Annotated in this window: 13 protein-coding genes and 1 pseudogene; 5 read left to right on the top strand and 9 right to left on the bottom strand. The window is 64.1% G+C overall.

What is annotated here, in order from left to right:
* Nucleotides 1-448: 448 nt before the first annotated feature.
* The 8 genes and pseudogenes from CSW63_RS05155 to CSW63_RS05115 all read right to left on the bottom strand — a co-directional run bounded on the left by CSW63_RS05155 (nucleotide 449) and on the right by CSW63_RS05115 (nucleotide 6,507).
* Complete coding sequence (locus CSW63_RS05155; protein ID WP_099502741.1) at nucleotides 449-889, bottom strand: hypothetical protein; 441 nt, start codon at nucleotides 887-889, stop codon at nucleotides 449-451.
* Between the two features lie 165 nt (nucleotides 890-1,054).
* Nucleotides 1,055-1,555 carry a type II secretion system F family protein gene (locus CSW63_RS05150; protein WP_099502743.1) on the bottom strand — a complete coding sequence of 167 codons (501 nt, stop codon included), beginning with the start codon at nucleotides 1,553-1,555 and terminating at the stop codon, nucleotides 1,055-1,057.
* Nucleotides 1,548-2,240, bottom strand: a complete 693-nt coding sequence (locus CSW63_RS05145; RefSeq protein WP_210408500.1) for a type II secretion system F family protein — start codon at nucleotides 2,238-2,240, stop codon at nucleotides 1,548-1,550. The genes CSW63_RS05150 and CSW63_RS05145 overlap by 8 nt, the downstream gene beginning before the upstream one ends.
* Before the next feature lie 11 nt (nucleotides 2,241-2,251).
* Nucleotides 2,252-3,096 (bottom strand): annotated as a pseudogene (locus tag CSW63_RS23660) (CpaF family protein).
* 229 nt (nucleotides 3,097-3,325) lie between these two features.
* Nucleotides 3,326-4,675, bottom strand: coding sequence for a type II and III secretion system protein family protein (locus CSW63_RS05130; RefSeq protein ID WP_168193600.1), 1,350 nt, complete (start codon nucleotides 4,673-4,675; stop codon nucleotides 3,326-3,328).
* A 22-nt stretch (nucleotides 4,676-4,697) separates the two neighbouring features.
* Nucleotides 4,698-5,591, bottom strand: a complete 894-nt coding sequence (locus CSW63_RS05125; RefSeq protein WP_127846941.1) for a hypothetical protein — start codon at nucleotides 5,589-5,591, stop codon at nucleotides 4,698-4,700.
* A gap of 29 nt (nucleotides 5,592-5,620) precedes the next feature.
* Nucleotides 5,621-6,130 carry a prepilin peptidase gene (locus CSW63_RS05120; protein WP_099502755.1) on the bottom strand — a complete coding sequence of 170 codons (510 nt, stop codon included), beginning with the start codon at nucleotides 6,128-6,130 and terminating at the stop codon, nucleotides 5,621-5,623.
* A 197-nt stretch (nucleotides 6,131-6,327) separates the two neighbouring features.
* Nucleotides 6,328-6,507 (bottom strand): hypothetical protein, encoded by a 180-nt coding sequence (locus CSW63_RS05115; protein WP_099502757.1) that lies wholly within the window; start codon nucleotides 6,505-6,507, stop codon nucleotides 6,328-6,330.
* Between the two features lie 796 nt (nucleotides 6,508-7,303).
* On the opposite strand from CSW63_RS05115, the gene CSW63_RS05110 reads away from it, so the two are divergent.
* Entirely contained in the window at nucleotides 7,304-7,726 is a 423-nt protein-coding gene (locus CSW63_RS05110; protein WP_127846940.1) for a hypothetical protein, read from the top strand.
* A gap of 186 nt (nucleotides 7,727-7,912) precedes the next feature.
* On the opposite strand, the gene CSW63_RS05105 is transcribed toward CSW63_RS05110, so the two are convergent.
* A complete protein-coding gene (locus tag CSW63_RS05105; RefSeq protein ID WP_127846939.1) occupies nucleotides 7,913-8,245 on the bottom strand; it encodes a hypothetical protein in 333 nt (110 codons plus the stop codon).
* Between the two features lie 297 nt (nucleotides 8,246-8,542).
* Here CSW63_RS05105 and hsdR point away from each other — a divergent pair, with 297 nt between their 5' ends.
* From hsdR to CSW63_RS05085, 4 genes are all read left to right on the top strand, one after another.
* The gene (gene hsdR, locus CSW63_RS05100) at nucleotides 8,543-11,926 is read left to right on the top strand and encodes a type I restriction-modification system endonuclease (protein WP_099502766.1); all 3,384 of its coding nucleotides are present in this window, start codon (nucleotides 8,543-8,545) and stop codon (nucleotides 11,924-11,926) included.
* 84 nt (nucleotides 11,927-12,010) lie between these two features.
* Nucleotides 12,011-13,492, top strand: coding sequence for an N-6 DNA methylase (locus CSW63_RS05095; RefSeq protein ID WP_099502768.1), 1,482 nt, complete (start codon nucleotides 12,011-12,013; stop codon nucleotides 13,490-13,492).
* Nucleotides 13,489-14,886 carry a restriction endonuclease subunit S gene (locus CSW63_RS05090; RefSeq protein ID WP_127846938.1) on the top strand — a complete coding sequence of 466 codons (1,398 nt, stop codon included), beginning with the start codon at nucleotides 13,489-13,491 and terminating at the stop codon, nucleotides 14,884-14,886. The genes CSW63_RS05095 and CSW63_RS05090 overlap by 4 nt, the downstream gene beginning before the upstream one ends.
* Nucleotides 14,883-15,554 carry a hypothetical protein gene (locus CSW63_RS05085; protein WP_062096291.1) on the top strand — a complete coding sequence of 224 codons (672 nt, stop codon included), beginning with the start codon at nucleotides 14,883-14,885 and terminating at the stop codon, nucleotides 15,552-15,554. The genes CSW63_RS05090 and CSW63_RS05085 overlap by 4 nt, the downstream gene beginning before the upstream one ends.
* The last annotated feature ends 115 nt before the right edge of the window (nucleotides 15,555-15,669 follow it).

The raw sequence follows: 15,669 nt of genomic DNA, 5'->3' as shown, positions 1-15,669 counted from the left end.
TGTCGTGCGGGACGTGCTGGCTAGCGGTCATCCAAACCAGCGTTGCAGTTTCGACGACCGCATGAACGGTTCCAGGCGATCGGATCTCCATCCCGACGAGCAGGGCGAGTAAACAGATCAGGAAACAGCTGGCGCCGAGCATCTGAAAACTAGGGCGCAGTCGCGGGGGGCGTTGCCGCCTTGAGCTCGTCGAGCACCGCGCGCGCTTCCAATGTGATGGTTTTCAGGCGAGTCGCATAATTGTGGACTGCCGGCCCAATTACCATTCCAGCGGCAAGAAACGCTGCAACGAGAACACCCAAGACAATAGAGAACTCAATCGAGGCAGTCCCGTTTTCGTCTCGTATCCAAGCTCGAAAATCGGAAAACCTCATAAAACCCTCAGCACTTATCATGCAGCGAACCGGCGCACACCTAGCCTACGAGGTATGCGCCGTTATCCGCTAGCCTACTTCTTGACCGCCACGCAGTTAACCACGGTCTTCGTGGCGGGAGCGCCGCCCTTCGTGATACGGACTGACTTGGTCTTAGCAACCGTACCGGCCTTGCAGGTCTTGGCTTTCTTGACCGGCGGCGCCTTCTTACAGACGCCAATCGCGACCATCGCACCTTTTTGCTTAACGAGTTTGTTCGCCTTTACCTTAGGCGCCTTGCAGCTCAGCGCTGGCTGCGTGCCCTTCTTGTAGCAGCGCGTAGACGTAATCGTCTTCCCGCCCTTCTTGAGCGTGCGCGACTTCGTGATCGGGACGAAACCCGCCTTACAACCCTTGGCGGGCACCGCAGCTTCAGCCGCGTTATCGACGCCGATGAGGGGCGCGCTCACTTCCGGGCCAGCGGCCACGATAAGAGCCGCGACGGCACTCAGGATGATCGATTTCGTAACTTTCATTAGCTCGCCCCTCAAATCCCTCTCGCCGCCAACTCGATCGAGCGCGGACGTCTACGATTTCTTAACACTGCTGGCAGGCTGCGGAACCTGGGTATGTGCCCACATTGGGCGAGCGAAAACTGAATCTTCGTCCAGCTGGCCCACATCGACCTTGGTCCAGTTGCCCTAGAAGCTCCGCAAAATCTCTAGAACAGAGATGTAAACAGGCGCGGCCAATAGAATTACAAGGGCGGGAAGGAAAAACAGCACCACCACGACCACCATGATCAGTGGATATGTCTCGACTCTCTGGGCGACACGATTTTCGCGTTCCTGCGACATCGCCTCGAAGAGTTTGCGGGATCGGACAATGATCTCTTCGCCCGATTTCTCCGCCGTGCGCAGCATCGTCAGCAAACGCACGATCAGGTCGCTCTCGCGGGTTTCGATCAGACGGGCGTAGGTCTTGTCGCGATTGGTCGACAGGCTGAGTCGACGATGGGTGTCCTGGATCTCGTAGGCCAGATGGGGATCCATAATGTCAGCAACCTCAGCCATGACGCCGATGGCTTGTTCGGCTGTCAGGCCTGACGCGCACGCCGACGAGAAGATCGCCGCGAGAATGTCCGGCGACAGGGGCGGCGGCTCCAATGACAGCAGGGCGGTGATCGACGGCCGCTTAGGCATGACCGATCCTTGCGTTCAGCGCCGACAGGATCACGTAGCCCCAGACCATCGCGGTCAGGCTGCCCAGCATGACAAGCCGTCCGTCGGCAGTCTCACGGAAGTAGTCTACGCTGCTGCCGGAGCCGAAGATGATTGATAGCACCACCAGCGCGGCAATCACGGTCAGCCCGTTGGCCTGGGCGCGCACATGCAAGGTCGCGGTGTCCTGGCGACGGCGCAACTTCTGGTCGGTTTCGATCATCTCAGCCAAGTTGACGAACGGGGTGGCGACATCGCCACCATTCTCTCTGCACGACCGGATCATCGCGATGATAGCCTGGGTCAGGGGGCCGGCTTCGCGGGCCATAACCTCGGCGGAGCCCGGCGGTACGTATCCTGACCTTTGGCAGTAGCGCCGAACGATCTTCGCGACCGAAGTCGGCGCCTCCTCGGCCGCCATCAGAAACGCAGCGTCGATAGGCACACCCGCTCGCAGCTTGGGCGTCGCGGCTTGAAGCAGCAGCAGGGTCTCGTCGCGATCAGCGTCACTGGCGCGGGTGCGCTGCGCCGCCAGCGCCTGCAGGGTCAGAGCGCCGACTCCCAAGCCGAGTGGCAGGGAGAGGATCAGGTTGCCGAACACAAGCGCCGCCACAAGTGTCGCTGCACCTACAACGGCGAGCCCAATCAACTGGGTTTCCCGGCGCATCATGGCTTCGACTAGCCGAGCCGCTCGATGGACTCGACGACCCGACGACCGTCATCCTGGCGACGAATGAAGATCACCAGATCCACTGCCCGACGGCCCAGCTCGACGGATCGCGCAGAGCCACTCGCCATGTGCAGCAGAACCTCTAGTCGATCCAGGGCGCTTGCGGCGCTGTTGGCGTGAAGCGTGGTCATCGACCCGGCCATCCCGGTAGACATCGCAGTGACCATGTCCAAAGCCTCGGTTCCACGCACCTCGCCGACGATGAGGCGGTCTGGCCGCATCCGCAACGCTTCCCGCACCAGATCCCTGACGGTTGTCTCAGCCATGAAGGGACCGTTGGCTGGGCGCGTTAGCAGACGAACGTACTGAGCGCGCGCAGGCCGCAGCTCCGGGACGTCCTCGATCCCGACTATGCGCTGACGAGGATCGACCTCGTCCAACAAGGCGCCCATGAGGGTTGTCTTACCCGCCCCTGGCCCCCGGCGACGATGATGTTCTTTCGGGAGCCTACCGCCTCACGCAGGAACTGGGCGTCCTGGGCCGAGATCATTCCACTTTCGACAATGGTTTCGAGCCGCATGCTGGCGCGGAACTTGCGAATTGACAGCTGGACGGCCCCGGTGGAGATCGGCGGCGCGACCACGTGCAGGCGCGAGCCGTCCTCCATGTCGACTTCGGCCAGGGGACTAGCCCGATTGACCGTTCTCCCTGCCCGTCCCAGACGTCGGGCGGCGAAGGCGTACAGATGATCGGCGCTCCGAAACCGAACAGGCTCGGGCAATAGACCCTGGCCTCGATCAACAAGGATCTCGTCGGGACCGTTCACCACGATATCGGTGATGTCGCCCGCCATCATCAGAGGCGTCAGAGGCCCGTAGCGGTAGATCTCATCCGCGCAGCTGGGGATCTCCTCGGCCATCCAGGCCGGCACCAGCCCGTCGGCCACCAGCGTCGCCATTCGCGCGCGCATCTCGGCTTCCTCCGGAAGCGCCGCAGTTTCCCCATCGCCCATCTCAAGCGCAGCGTCGATCAGACGCCAATAGGGATCGTCCTCAGTCGCTTCCGTCGGATAGGCCGAGGTCTCAGTGCGGCTCATTTGAGCCACCTTCGGCGCCCTTCGCGGCCTGGCCCGAGGCCACCGGTCCGCCGATCACCGGCGTAACGATTATCAGTAGCTCGGTCTCGGCCTCACTCTCGCTGGATGATCCCGCAAGAAAATCCAGGAACTTCATCTTGCCCGGCAAGCGGTTCTTTTGGCTGTCGCTAGCCCGCGACGTCAGGCCCGCAAACACGACGCTATCGCCCGACGCAATACGCAGACTGGTCTCAGCCCGGCGTGTCGCCATGGCGGGCACACGATTGCCCCCGTAGTCGATGGAATTGCCGTAGTCGATTGAGCTGACTTCCGGGGCCACCAGAAGATCGATCCGGCCGTCGGCTGTAATCGTCGCCGTCGAGGTCAATGACACGCCAAAGGGCCTGTAATCCAGACCAACGAAAGTCGATGCGCGACCATCGGCGGTAGTCTGGTTGCCCAGGAAGTTATTGTAGGGCATCGGGACTGGAAACTCGCCGCCCGACAAGAATTTCGACGGTTTCCCGCTGGTCGCCACAATGGTCGGAGCCGCGAGAAGCTTGGCCTGACCTTCGGTGCGCAGGAAATCGACAAAGGCGTCGATCACGCCCGATCCGGCGCGCCAGGTGCTGGCGGCCGCGAACGAGAACTGGTCCGTCGGCCGCAGGATGGTGCCGCTATTGAAGATGTTGCCGATCTGGTTAGCCCCAATGCCGGTGCGAGCGTTCCGCGCCGCCCACTTCAAACCAAGCGATTTGATCTCGCTCTTCTTAACCTCGAGCACCTTGACCGAAAGCGTGACCTGATCTTGGCCAATACTCTGCAGCAGGTTGACAACGCCGTCGCCAACGCCGGAGGCTTTGCGAGCGATATCGCCGGCGAGAGCCACCCGACCGGGGTTGTCAACCTCGCCCGTCAGAACGATCGACGAGCCTACACGACGGACCTTGATGGCCGGTTCCCCCACCACCTCGACCAGGAGGCGTTGCAGGCTATCGACGTTCTGCTCCACCACGACCTGAAAACGCTGAAACTCCACGCCCTTGGCGTCCATCAGACTCAGCTCGGTAACGCCCTCCTGGGCGCCGAACAGCACAAGGGTCCTGCGATCCGGAATTTCGATTGTTGCGACCGTAGGATTGGGATTGACCAGTTTGTCGAAAGGGCGATCCGACTTCAGCGTTTGCGCCCCTCCCACAGACAATGTGATGACCGTCTTAGCGGGTTGGGGCTGGGCAGGCTGCGTTTGGGCCGCCGCGGCGACCGGCGACAGCAGCAGCGCCGCCGCCAAAGTCACTCCCAGGCCGCGCGCAATGGCCTGCTGGCAGTGCGCGACAACGAATTTCAGAATGGTCACGACGGTACTCCGACACACATCGTCAGTTCGGTACGTTGGCCTGAGTGGTTCCGGACGGCGTGATCACGGCGACAGTATATTGCGGCTTTAACGGAACGACCGGCCCAAGCTGCGTCCCGCCCTGCGACGCGACGTCGACCCTGGCGTCCGCGCCCTCCGCAGCGTTCGACGTCAAGCCCAGCTCGCCGGCGCTTTCCCAGGGAATAAACGGAAAGACGACGCCTTGGCTTTCGCGGGGGCGGGAAGGCGATAGCACCACCTCGAGCTTAGCCACCTGTCGCAGCAAACCGAGCATGCGCGCCTGCTCGGAACTGACCGCGATCACGGCGGCGCCCTGGCGAGCGGCGCGCCCGACAGACATGGGTTTGATCAAGCCGGTGACCTCGGCTGAAGAGACCACGGTGGCGACGGAGAGATCCGCGCCCACCTCAGCGCTGGTCTTGCCCGCGCCGCGAATTGCGATGATGTCAACGCGATCGCCGGCCTTCAGAAACGGCGCGAGCGCGGCGAGGTCCTCCTGCGAAAGCACAAAGCCCGTCAGGCTACCGGTCGCGCGAACCGCCGAGACTTGCTCCTTCGCGACAAGGCTCAACTTGACCGGCTTGTTAGACGCCAAACGGATCATCGAGACATAGCCGTCTATAGGGGTGCGCTTGTCAGACGCTATGACAAAGCCCGTAGGCTTTTTCCCTTTGATCGCCTTCCACTCGGCGTTGTCGCTTGAAAGCTGTTCTCCGGCCTGCACCGGGCGGCTGGTCACCAGCATGTAGCCAGCGGGCTCGCCGGCGTTGGCGACCAAGCCGCGAAAGCCCCGCATGAGTCCAAAGCAAATAACGGCGGCGATGATGAACATCGCGATGTTGCCGACGACCGACATCGCCGGCGAGAGCGTCGACTTGGGCCGCGCGGCGCGCACGTCGGGGCGAGACTGCGGACGAAGCGCCATTACATGAACCTCAGCGAGACAAGAGCAAATCCGACCGCGGTGGCGACGCCGTAAGGCATGCCAGCATTGGCCTTGACCTCGGGAACTCTGAGCCAGGGGAGATGCTTCTTACAAAGCAGGTGCAGCAGACAAAACGCCAGATAGATAGAGCCCAGCACGCCCCCGCAAATCAGCACTGTCATGATAAAGGCGCCGAGTTGCTGCGGCAGGAACCACAGCGCCAACGCCGCTATGAACTTCACGTCGCCTCCCCCGAGGACCTTCTTCCGAAAAAGAATAACCCCCACTCCAGCAACATAAAAGAAGTTAAGGAGATGAAGTAGCAACTGATCGCGCTGAAAAAGCGCGACGTAAGTCACGGCGCAGACTGCGACAATCGCGACATGTACGTTTGGAATCTTCCGATAGAACAGATCAGTAAGCGCGCCGGCGAGCACAGCCGTAGCATTTACCAAGATCAAAATAATCGGCGCCAGGTCTGAAAAGTGGCTAAACGGGCCTGGTTGCATCCGAGTAGCACACCCAAAAAGCCTCGTCGTCGAGCGATCCCCAAGAGAGCCCCGCTCGACAATCCGCGAAAGTAGGATCCGCGACCAGCAGCCGCCCTACAAGCAGTCGAACCAGTAGGGGCAAGAAGCGCCTCCCCCTACTGGCGACTTAAGCGAGAAAAATCGCCAGCCTAAGCAAGAACTTAGCTAGTGGCGAGTTACTCGGAAGTCAGGACCGCCGAGACAGAGTCCGAAGCGCTGGCCACGGCGTCCGAGATTTGGCCCACAGCGCCAGAGACGCCACCAGCGGCCGCGCCGGCGGTCGTGCCATATTCCAGGCCAACGGTGCCGGTTTCGTCGCGCAGCAGCTCAAGAATGGTTTGGCTAAAGGTCTGCATAATTCGCCCTCCAAGGTACCGATCCGTACCAGACCCTAAACTGGTAGCATTTACAGATTTTTAAGGTCAACGACGCCTCTGCCCAAATTGGGCGACAAGGTCCAAGCAGCTAGAGTTTCCCGGCGAAGCTAAGAATTCTATCTCGGAAAAGAGCTTACCTTTCCGCCCGCAAGATTTTCATAGTTGCTCGTCGGTATTATGGTTTATCAGGCTCCAAATTGCGGGTGGAGACTAGCATGGGGCAAGCTCGAGACCTCGCAACCATTGTCAATGGATAGCCAGCTATGCGCATTTCCTTTCCGGTGCTGCTACTCATCGTCACCGCCGCGTGCCTTGCGCTAGGCGTGGCCCTCCACGCCAATCTTTGGGAGGTTGTGGCGGGCCTGTTGCTCGGCGGAGGCGTTAGCGGCGGACTGATCTATCTCATCCGCCTTTTGCAGCCTCGCGATACCCCGCAAGACAGACGCGACTAGGCCTGGTCGCTGGCGCACGGGGCGAATTATTCCGACAAATCGACGCCGCTTGATACCATGCTCCAGAGATAAAATTACTTCCTAGGAGCAAGAATCATCAACTGCTTTCAATAAAATAAAGAACATAATGCCAAAAGATTCAACTTTAATATTGCTTTTTACAATCTGAAATTGCAGACCATGCCGCCCTGCGACAGCGTCCCCAAAGTGGGCGCCTGAAAAATCTAAGCCGATTGTGAAAACGACGTTACGTCAGTACGACTTCTCCGGGGCTAGACGCGATGCATACAGCATGCGCCGTCGAAATCAGGGGAAGCATGCCAGTGGCTCAGATCTCTGAGCGGCGTTTCGATCGCGCGCTTGCCCACAGGCGTTTGGACCATGTTGGAGTTCGCCTCCAAATCGCATCCAAACTTTTCTCCCACTTCGCTAAGGCGCGACGCCAGTGGGGTATTGATAGCGATAGCCAGCAAATCCTTTTCGCATTCAAGCTCGCGGGTCTAGCGGAGTCTTGTCGCGATCTCGGCGCGCAAGGGCTGTTTCGAGTCGAGACCTTCTCGGCACGCCTCAACGCATCAACGATCGCGAACATGACCGGCATTCCTCGTGAGACGGTTCGCCGCAAGCTCATCAAGCTCTGCAGCGCTGGCCTGCTGGTTTCCGAGGCGAACGGTGTCTACCTCATGGACCGTTATTGGCCCGATCTCGACATCGTCGAGATGCTCGGATGGCTCGTTCGCGAATAGTCCAAAGCCGCTGGCGCCGACTTCACACTGGCCAACCAGATTACCCGGCTTGACGAGCCCCTGACGTGACCCCCATTTCTCATCCAGCTCAAACCGGAAGCCAAGGCTGCCGGTGGGGTGGAGAGCCGTCCACAGCATCAATTGATGACGTTGGCGCCTCTCCAGAAACGTGACCTTGGGCAGTGGCTAGAGTTTGGAGGCCACGCCCGTTCGGCTCAGAAACACCCTCCAGGCCGGCGAGCCAATTTCCCCCTGGGCGACATAAACCTCCGCATCGCCCCCCTCCTCTGTGGCCGCGAGGCCGCCGATCCGAACCTGACCGCGCACCGTCGCGGCGACCTTGCTGATGGCAGTCGCGTCCGAGGCGGCGAACACGTCCTGGCGGATCAGCAAGTGCGTGCGTTGGCCAACGCGCCCTGGCAGCTTCAGGGCCGCGAAGGCTTCCGCCAGAGTTTCCAGCCCGTTGCGACGCCCGTCGAAGATGCTGAGGAAGCGTTCGCCGTCGACCGGATCGCCCATCTGCCGGGGCCGCGAGGGCTCCAGAACGGGGCTTTGGGCGTTGGCCGCGGCGCGGGCGTAACCGACGGCCAGTTCGCGCGGGCGCGATCGAGCTGGGAAAAGGCCCGCATGTCTTTGCTGGAAAAGCCGCCCCGCCATTGGGCCAAGCGCTTCTCCATCGACAGGAACGGCCACAGGTCTGGTTCTCGCCTTCAAGGACTGCGGCCGCATCCAACCAGGCCAGCCCAAGCTCTACAACTGGTTGCGCGCCATTCGCCTTTCGTCTCAAGTACCAGGAGGCACGGCTCAGGGGACAGAATGCAGCCAAACAGCGCCAATTTCGACTTCCTGCGGGCGCACGGGCAGCAGTTGTTTCGACTTGCGGCTCAGGCCGACCACTATTTTCGGACCGACCCGAACACGACCCTCGTTAAGCTGCGCCAGTTCGCGGAACTCCTGGCCAAGGAGGTCGCGGCGCGCACCGGTTCGCTGAGATCGGCCGACGACCGGTTCGTGGACCTTCTCGGCGAGCTGGGGCGGTCTGGCTATGTGCCAGGCCAGGCGATGACGCTGTTCCACCAGCTCCGCACCGCCGGCAACGAGGCCGTTCATGGCGACCTCGACGACTTCGCGGTGGCCCTCACCGGCCTGAAGGTCGCCCGGCAGCTGGCCGTATGGTTCGTCCGCAGCTACGGCGGACAGCCGCAGTTCAACCCCGGTCCGTTCGTTCCGCCCCCCGCGCCGGTGGATCCCACCATTGAGCTTCGGGAACAGTTGGCCGCCCTACGCGCCGAGGCCGAGAGCAACAAGACGGCTGCCGAACTTGCCCAGGCCCGTGCGGAGGCCCTGGCTCGTGAGAACCTGGACGCCTCAGAGAGGCTGCGCCGCGAGGCCGAGGAACGGGAAACTTGGCAGAGGCTGGCCGAGGAAGCTGAAGCCGCCGCCGAAGCGGTGCGCCAGGCCCTGTTGGAAACCCAGCGGGAAGCCCAGCGCGCTCCGGCCGCCGAACTCGCCCGGCTGGAGGCCGCTGCTGTTGAGGCCGACAGCGGCATCGTGCTCGACGAGGCCGCCACGCGGGCGATTATCGACCAGCAGCTGCGCGACGCAGGTTGGGAGGCCGACAGCACCCTGCTGCGCCACAAGGCCGGCGCTCGGCCCACCAAGGGCCGCAACCTCGCCATCGCCGAATGGCCTACCGAGGGCGGCCGGGCCGACTACGCCCTGTTCGCGGGGCTTAAGCTGGTCGGCGTGGTCGAAGCCAAGCGCAAGAACGCCAACGTCATGAGCGTGCTGCGCCAGGCGGAACGTTACGCCGAGACCGCGAGGGTCGATGCGGACCTGCTCGTCGAGGGCGCGCCCTGGGGCGAGTTCAAGGTTCCCTTCGCCTTCTCGACCAACGGTCGGCCCTACCTACGCCAGCTGGAAACCGCCTCAGGCATCTGGCAGCGCGATCTGCGGCGGCCGACGAACCCGGCGAAGGCGTTGACGGGCTGGCCGACCCCTCAGGGCCTCCTGAAGAGGCTGGAGGTCGACCGCGACGCCGCCGAGGCCGCCCTGAGCACCCAGGGTTTCGAGTTCGGCTTCCAGCTGCGCCCCTACCAGCGCAAGGCCATCGAGGCCGTGGAACAGGGTCTCGTGGAGGACCGCACCTCGATGCTGGTCGGCATGGCCACGGGCACCGGCAAGACCAAGCTGGCCATCGCCATGCTCTACCGCCTGATCGCCGCCAAGCGGTTCCGGCGGGTGTGTTTCGTCGTCGACCGCAGCGCGCTGGGCGAACAGACCGAGCGCGAGTTCATCACCACCAAGGTAGTCGGCGGGAAGGGCTTCGCCGAGATCTTCGGCCTCAAGGGCCTGGCCGACGTCTGGCCGGACGAGGAGACGCGGATCCATATCTGCACGATCCAGGGCCTGGTGAAGCGGGTCATGTACGCCAGCGACCCCGCGACCATCCCGCCGGTCGACCAGTACGACCTGATGATCGTCGACGAGTGCCATCGGGGCTATCTGCTGGACCGCGAGATGTCGGACGCCGAGCTGACCTTCCGCGACCAGGACGACTACGTCTCCAAGTACCGGCGCGTTCTTGAGCACTTCGACGCCGTGAAGATCGGCCTGACCGCCACGCCCGCGCTGCACACGGCGGAGATCTTCGGACCCGCGATCTTCACCTACGGCTACCGCGAGGCGGTGGTCGACGGCTACCTGATCGACCACGAGCCGCCCACGCGGATCACCACCGCCCTGTCGCGCGACGGCATCCACTTCGCCGCCGAGGAGGCGGTCGACTTCGTCCACGCGCCCACGGGCGTGTTCGAGACCGTCACCTTGCCCGACCAGCTCGACTTCGACGTCGAGGCTTTCAACAAGACGGTGATCACCGAGCCATTCAACAAGGCGGTCGCGGTCGAGCTGACCAAGCACATCGACCTCAGCGCGCCCGACAAGACTCTGGTGTTCGCCGTCTCCGACGCCCACGCCGACATCGTGGTGAAGGTCCTGCGGGAGGCCTTTCGGGACGCCTATGGCGAGATCGAGGACGCCCAGATCCAGAAGCTCACCGGCCGCGTCGACAATGTCGGCAAGCTGATCCTGAGCTATCGGAACGACGCCCTGCCCAAGATCGCCGTCACCGTCGACCTGCTGACGACGGGCGTGGACGTGCCCAAGATCACCAACCTGGTGTTCCTGCGCCGCGTGAACAGCCGGATCCTCTACGATCAGATGCTGGGCCGCGCGACGCGCCTGTGCCCGGAGATCGGCAAGGAGACCTTCCGCATCTTCGACGCCGTCGACCTCTACAGCCAGCTGCAGAGCATGACGGACATGCGGCCGGTCGTGACCGACCCCAAGATCTCGCTCGCCCAGCTGATGGAGGAGCTGGCCGCCCAGGAGGACGCCCGCATCCGGGCTGACCTGCGCGATCAGATCATCGTCAAGCTCAGCCGCCGCCTGGCGCGCCTGAGCGACGAGGCCAGGGCCAAGGTGCAGATCGCGGCCGGAGAGACGCCCGAGGACGTTCTGGCGCGCTTCCGCGCCGGCGCCGCCGACGACCTCGCCGCCTGGATCAGGGATCGCCCCGCGCTGGGTCCCGCCCTCGACTTCAAGACCCAGGGCGGCACGCCCGTGATGGTGCCGATCTCGCAGCACGGCGACGAGGTCGTGGACGTCTCCCACGGCTACGGCGGCGCCGAGCGTCCCGAGGACTATCTGGGGGCGTTCGAGGCCTATGTGCGGGAGAACATCAACAAGATCCCGGCCCTGACGACGGTGGTGCAGCGCCCGCGCGACCTGACCCGCGCCGCGCTCAAGGAGCTGCGCCTCCAGCTCGACGCCCAGGGCTTCACCGACCTCAAGATCCGCCGCGCCTGGGCCGAGGCGCGCAACGAGGACATCGCCGCCTCGATCATCGGCTATGTTCGCCAGGTCGCCCTCGGGGACGCTTTGGTGCCCTATGCCGACCGGGTGAAGCGGGCGGTGGACACGGTGATCCGCAATGGCGATTGGACCCCCGTCCAGGTCAGCTGGCTGCGCCGGATCGGTCAGCAGCTGGAAAAGGAAGTCGTGGTCGATCGCCAATCGCTCGACGAGGAGCCGTTCAGCGCGGACGGCGGCTTCCGGGTGATCGACAAGCGCCTGGGCGGGAAGCTGGAGCAGGTTCTGTCGGATCTCTCCGAGGAAGTTTGGAAACAGACGGGTTAAGGGCGAGCGTCCCTTCCCTGAGACAGACGCATAAGGCATCTGAGCCCCGATGCCCGCGCATCAACCAGCCTTGAAGTGGTGAATATGGCGACCGCCGACACGAACAAGGGTCGAGTCACGACCCAGGACATCGTCCAGAAGCTCTGGAACCTGTGCCATGTGCTGCGGGACGACGGCGTCAGCTATCAGGACTACGTCACCGAACTGACGTTCCTGCTGTTCCTGAAGATGATGGAGGAGACCGGCCGCGAGGATCGGTTGCCGGAGGCCTATCGCTGGGGCCGGATCGCGAACCGTGAGGGCGTGGATCAGCTGGACCACTACAAGCTGGCCCTGCTGGAGCTGGGCAAATCGAGCGACCGCACCATCCAGGCGATCTTCACCGACGCCCAGACCAAGCTTCGCAAGCCGGCCAACCTCAAGACCCTGACCACCGCCATCGACGGCCTCGAATGGTTTTCGGCCCGCGAGGAGGGTCTGGGCGAGCTGTACGAAGGCCTGCTGGAAAAGAACGCGGCCGAAAAGAAGTCGGGCGCGGGCCAGTACTTCACGCCCCGGCCGCTGATCGACTGCATCGTCCGGCTGATGAAGCCCAAGGCGGGCGAGGTGATCCAGGACCCCGCCGCCGGCACGGGCGGCTTCCTGGTCGCCGCCGACCACGCGATCAAAGCCCAGACCGACCAGCTCTACAGCCTGACCTCGGCCCAGTCGTACTTCCAGCGCCACAACGCCTTCATCGGCGTCGAGCTGGTGCCCGACACCCGGCGTCTCGCCCTGATGAACCTGATGCTGCACGGCATCGAGGGCACGGTCATCCAGGGCGATACCTTGGCCGGTGAGGGTGAGGGATTGGAGCAGGCCGACCTGATCCTGACCAACCCGCCGTTCGGCACCAAGAAGGGCGGCGGACGGCCCAGCCGCGCCGACTTTTCGGTGACGGCCGAGACCTCGAACAAGCAGCTGGCCTTCGTCGAGCACATCATCCGGGCGCTGAAGCCTGGCGGCCGCGCGGCGGTGGTGCTGCCCGACAACGTGCTGTTCGAGGACAACACCGGCAAGCGCCTGCGCGACTGGGCGATGAACCTGGCCAACCTCCACACCATCCTGCGGCTGCCGACCGGCATCTTCTACGCCCAGGGGGTGAAGACCAACGTCCTGTTCCTGCAGCGCGGCCAGACCGACCGGGGCGCGACGACGGGGGTATGGGTCTATGACCTGCGCGCCAACATGCCGGCCTTCGGCAAGACCCGCCCCCTGCGTCCCGAGGACTTCGCGGCCTTCGAGGCGGCCTATGGCGAGGACCCCAACGGCGGCTCGCCGCGCCAGGACGAAGGCCCCGAGGGCCGCTTCCGCTACTTCAGCCGCGCCGACATCGCCGCCCGCAACGACAACCTCGACATCGCCTGGCTGCGCGACGACAGCGACGCCGCCGAGGACGACCTCAGCGACCCCGAGGACATCGCGGCGGCGATCCTGGGCCACTTGCGCGCGGCCCTGGCGGAGGTCGAGGCGGTCGATGCCGAGCTGGCCGGCGAGGAGGCCGTGCCGGCGGAGGTGGAAGCGTGAGCGAGCTGCCGGCGGACTGGGCGGCCACAACCCTCGGAGAAGTTGCCGATTTCGTGATGGGGCAGGCTCCTCCTGGAGCAGCATGTAACTTCGATGGAGTGGGCACCCCATTTGTTAAGGCAGGCGAGTTTGGCGCTGAGCGGCCCGCCATTCGTGAATGGACGACGAAGCCTCTGAAAATGGCGTGCTCGACGGACGTCTTGATTTGTGTCGTCGGCGCTACCTGCGGAAAGCTCAATTTAGGAGCCGATTGCGCGATTGGACGCAGCGTTGCGGCCATAAGGCCGAACCCCGGGTTAGAGCAGCACTACCTCTATGCACTGCTCAAGCCGCTCGTGCTTTCGCTGCGACATGGGGCCACCGGGAGCGCACAGGGGGTGATCTCGAAGGACCGATTGGCCGAGATCGATGTGCCATTACCCCCCCTCGCCGAGCAACGGCGGATCGTGGCGAAGCTCGACGCCCTGACCGCCCGCACGGCCCGCGCCCGCGCCGACCTCGACCGCATCCCCGCCCTCGCCGCCCGCTACAAGCAGGCGGTGCTGTCGAGGGCGTTCAGCGGGGAGCTGACGGCGGATTGGCGGGCAGCGCAGCCCGCTCTTGAGCCCATATCGCCGCGTAGCGAAAACGACATCCGCCCGAAGTATCGACTAGGCGGCGCAGCCCCTGACTTCGCGCCTCCATATGCGGTTCCCGAGACGTGGCGCTGGCTGCGCCTGCCACAGCTCGGAGACATGGATCGCGGCAAGTCGCGCCACCGCCCTCGCGATGATGCTCGGCTGTTCGACGGCCCGTTCCCGTTTGTACAGACTGGAGAGGTCCGCGCCGCCGACCGCTACCTGACCTCCTATTCCAAGACGTACAGCGCCTTCGGATTGGAGCAGAGCAAACTGTGGCCCATCGGGACCGTATGTATCACCATCGCGGCTAACATCGCCGAAACCGCCATCCTGGGAATTGAGGCCTGCTTTCCAGATAGCGTTGTTGGCTTTAACGCCGACGCAGCGCGTTGCCTGCCCGACTATGTTGAGTACTTCATCAGGACGGCAAAGGCTGACCTGGAACAGTTCGCGCCGGCAACGGCGCAGAAGAACATCAACTTGGAGGTCCTCGGAAGCATTCGCCTCCCCGTGGCATCGTTGCACGAGCAAGCCGAGATAGTCCGCCGCATCGACCGCGCTTTCGCGGAGATCGACCGACTGACCGCCGAAGCCGCCGCCGCCCGCCGCCTGCTCGACCGTCTCGATCAAGCGGTCCTCGCCAAGGCCTTCCGGGGCGAACTGGTCCCGCAGGACCCCGCCGACGAGCCCGCCAGCGTGCTGCTCGACCGCATCCGCGCCGAACGCGCCGCCGCGCCCAAGGCCAAGCGGGGCCGCAGGCCCGCCCTGGCGTGACCTTCGGACGCCCCGACATCGCCATCGGCGTGGTCGATGTCGGCTCGCCCAAGAGCGGCAAGCTGGGCTGGGCGGTGCTGTCGCAAGGTGAGCCGCCGCGCCTGGGCAAGGATCTGGACGCCTTCGTCCAGGCGATGACGGCGCTGGGCGCGGCCCATCCCCTCGCCATCGGCTTCGAGGCCCCGCTGTTCATCCCGACCCCGTCCGAGGCCATGCGGATCCTGAGCGGCCGCCGGGGCGAGGGCTCGCGGCCCTGGAGCGCCGGGGCCGGCGCCGCCGTCACCACCGCCGCCCTGGCGGTCGTCACCTACACCCTGGCCGGGCTGCGGCGCGGCCTTCCCGACGCCACCGCCTCGGTCGACGTCAGCCATCCGCCGCAACGGCCCGGCGACCTGCTGGCCTTCGAGGCCTTCGTCACCGCCTCGGCGAAGGGCGTTGACCACGCCGACGACGCCCTGATCGCGGCCCGCGAGGCCCGCGCCCTGCTGGGCGGCGACCGCCCCTACCGCTCGGCCATCGACGAGCCCGAGGTCTTCAGCCTGCTGGGCGCGGCGCTGCTGCGGACCGGCTGGACCCACGACCTGACCGTCCTGTCCGCGCCCTGCCTCGTCGTGAAACCCGGCTTCGATCATTTCAGCGCCGAGAGCTTGCCGCCGCCGCCCGACTGATCAGCCCTGGCGGCTATTCCGCCCGGTCGGATCGGCGATTTCATTTCCGCTGGCGGCCCGGGAGGGTGTCCTTGACCCCCGAAAAATCAAGCGCTTCGACCGTCTAACCCGTCCT

The organism is Caulobacter sp. FWC26 (genome assembly GCF_002742645.2).
Taxonomy (GTDB): Bacteria; Pseudomonadota; Alphaproteobacteria; order Caulobacterales; family Caulobacteraceae; genus Caulobacter.
The sequence above is the reverse complement of the archived record's forward strand: the minus strand, read 5'-3'. Positions and strand labels throughout refer to the sequence as shown.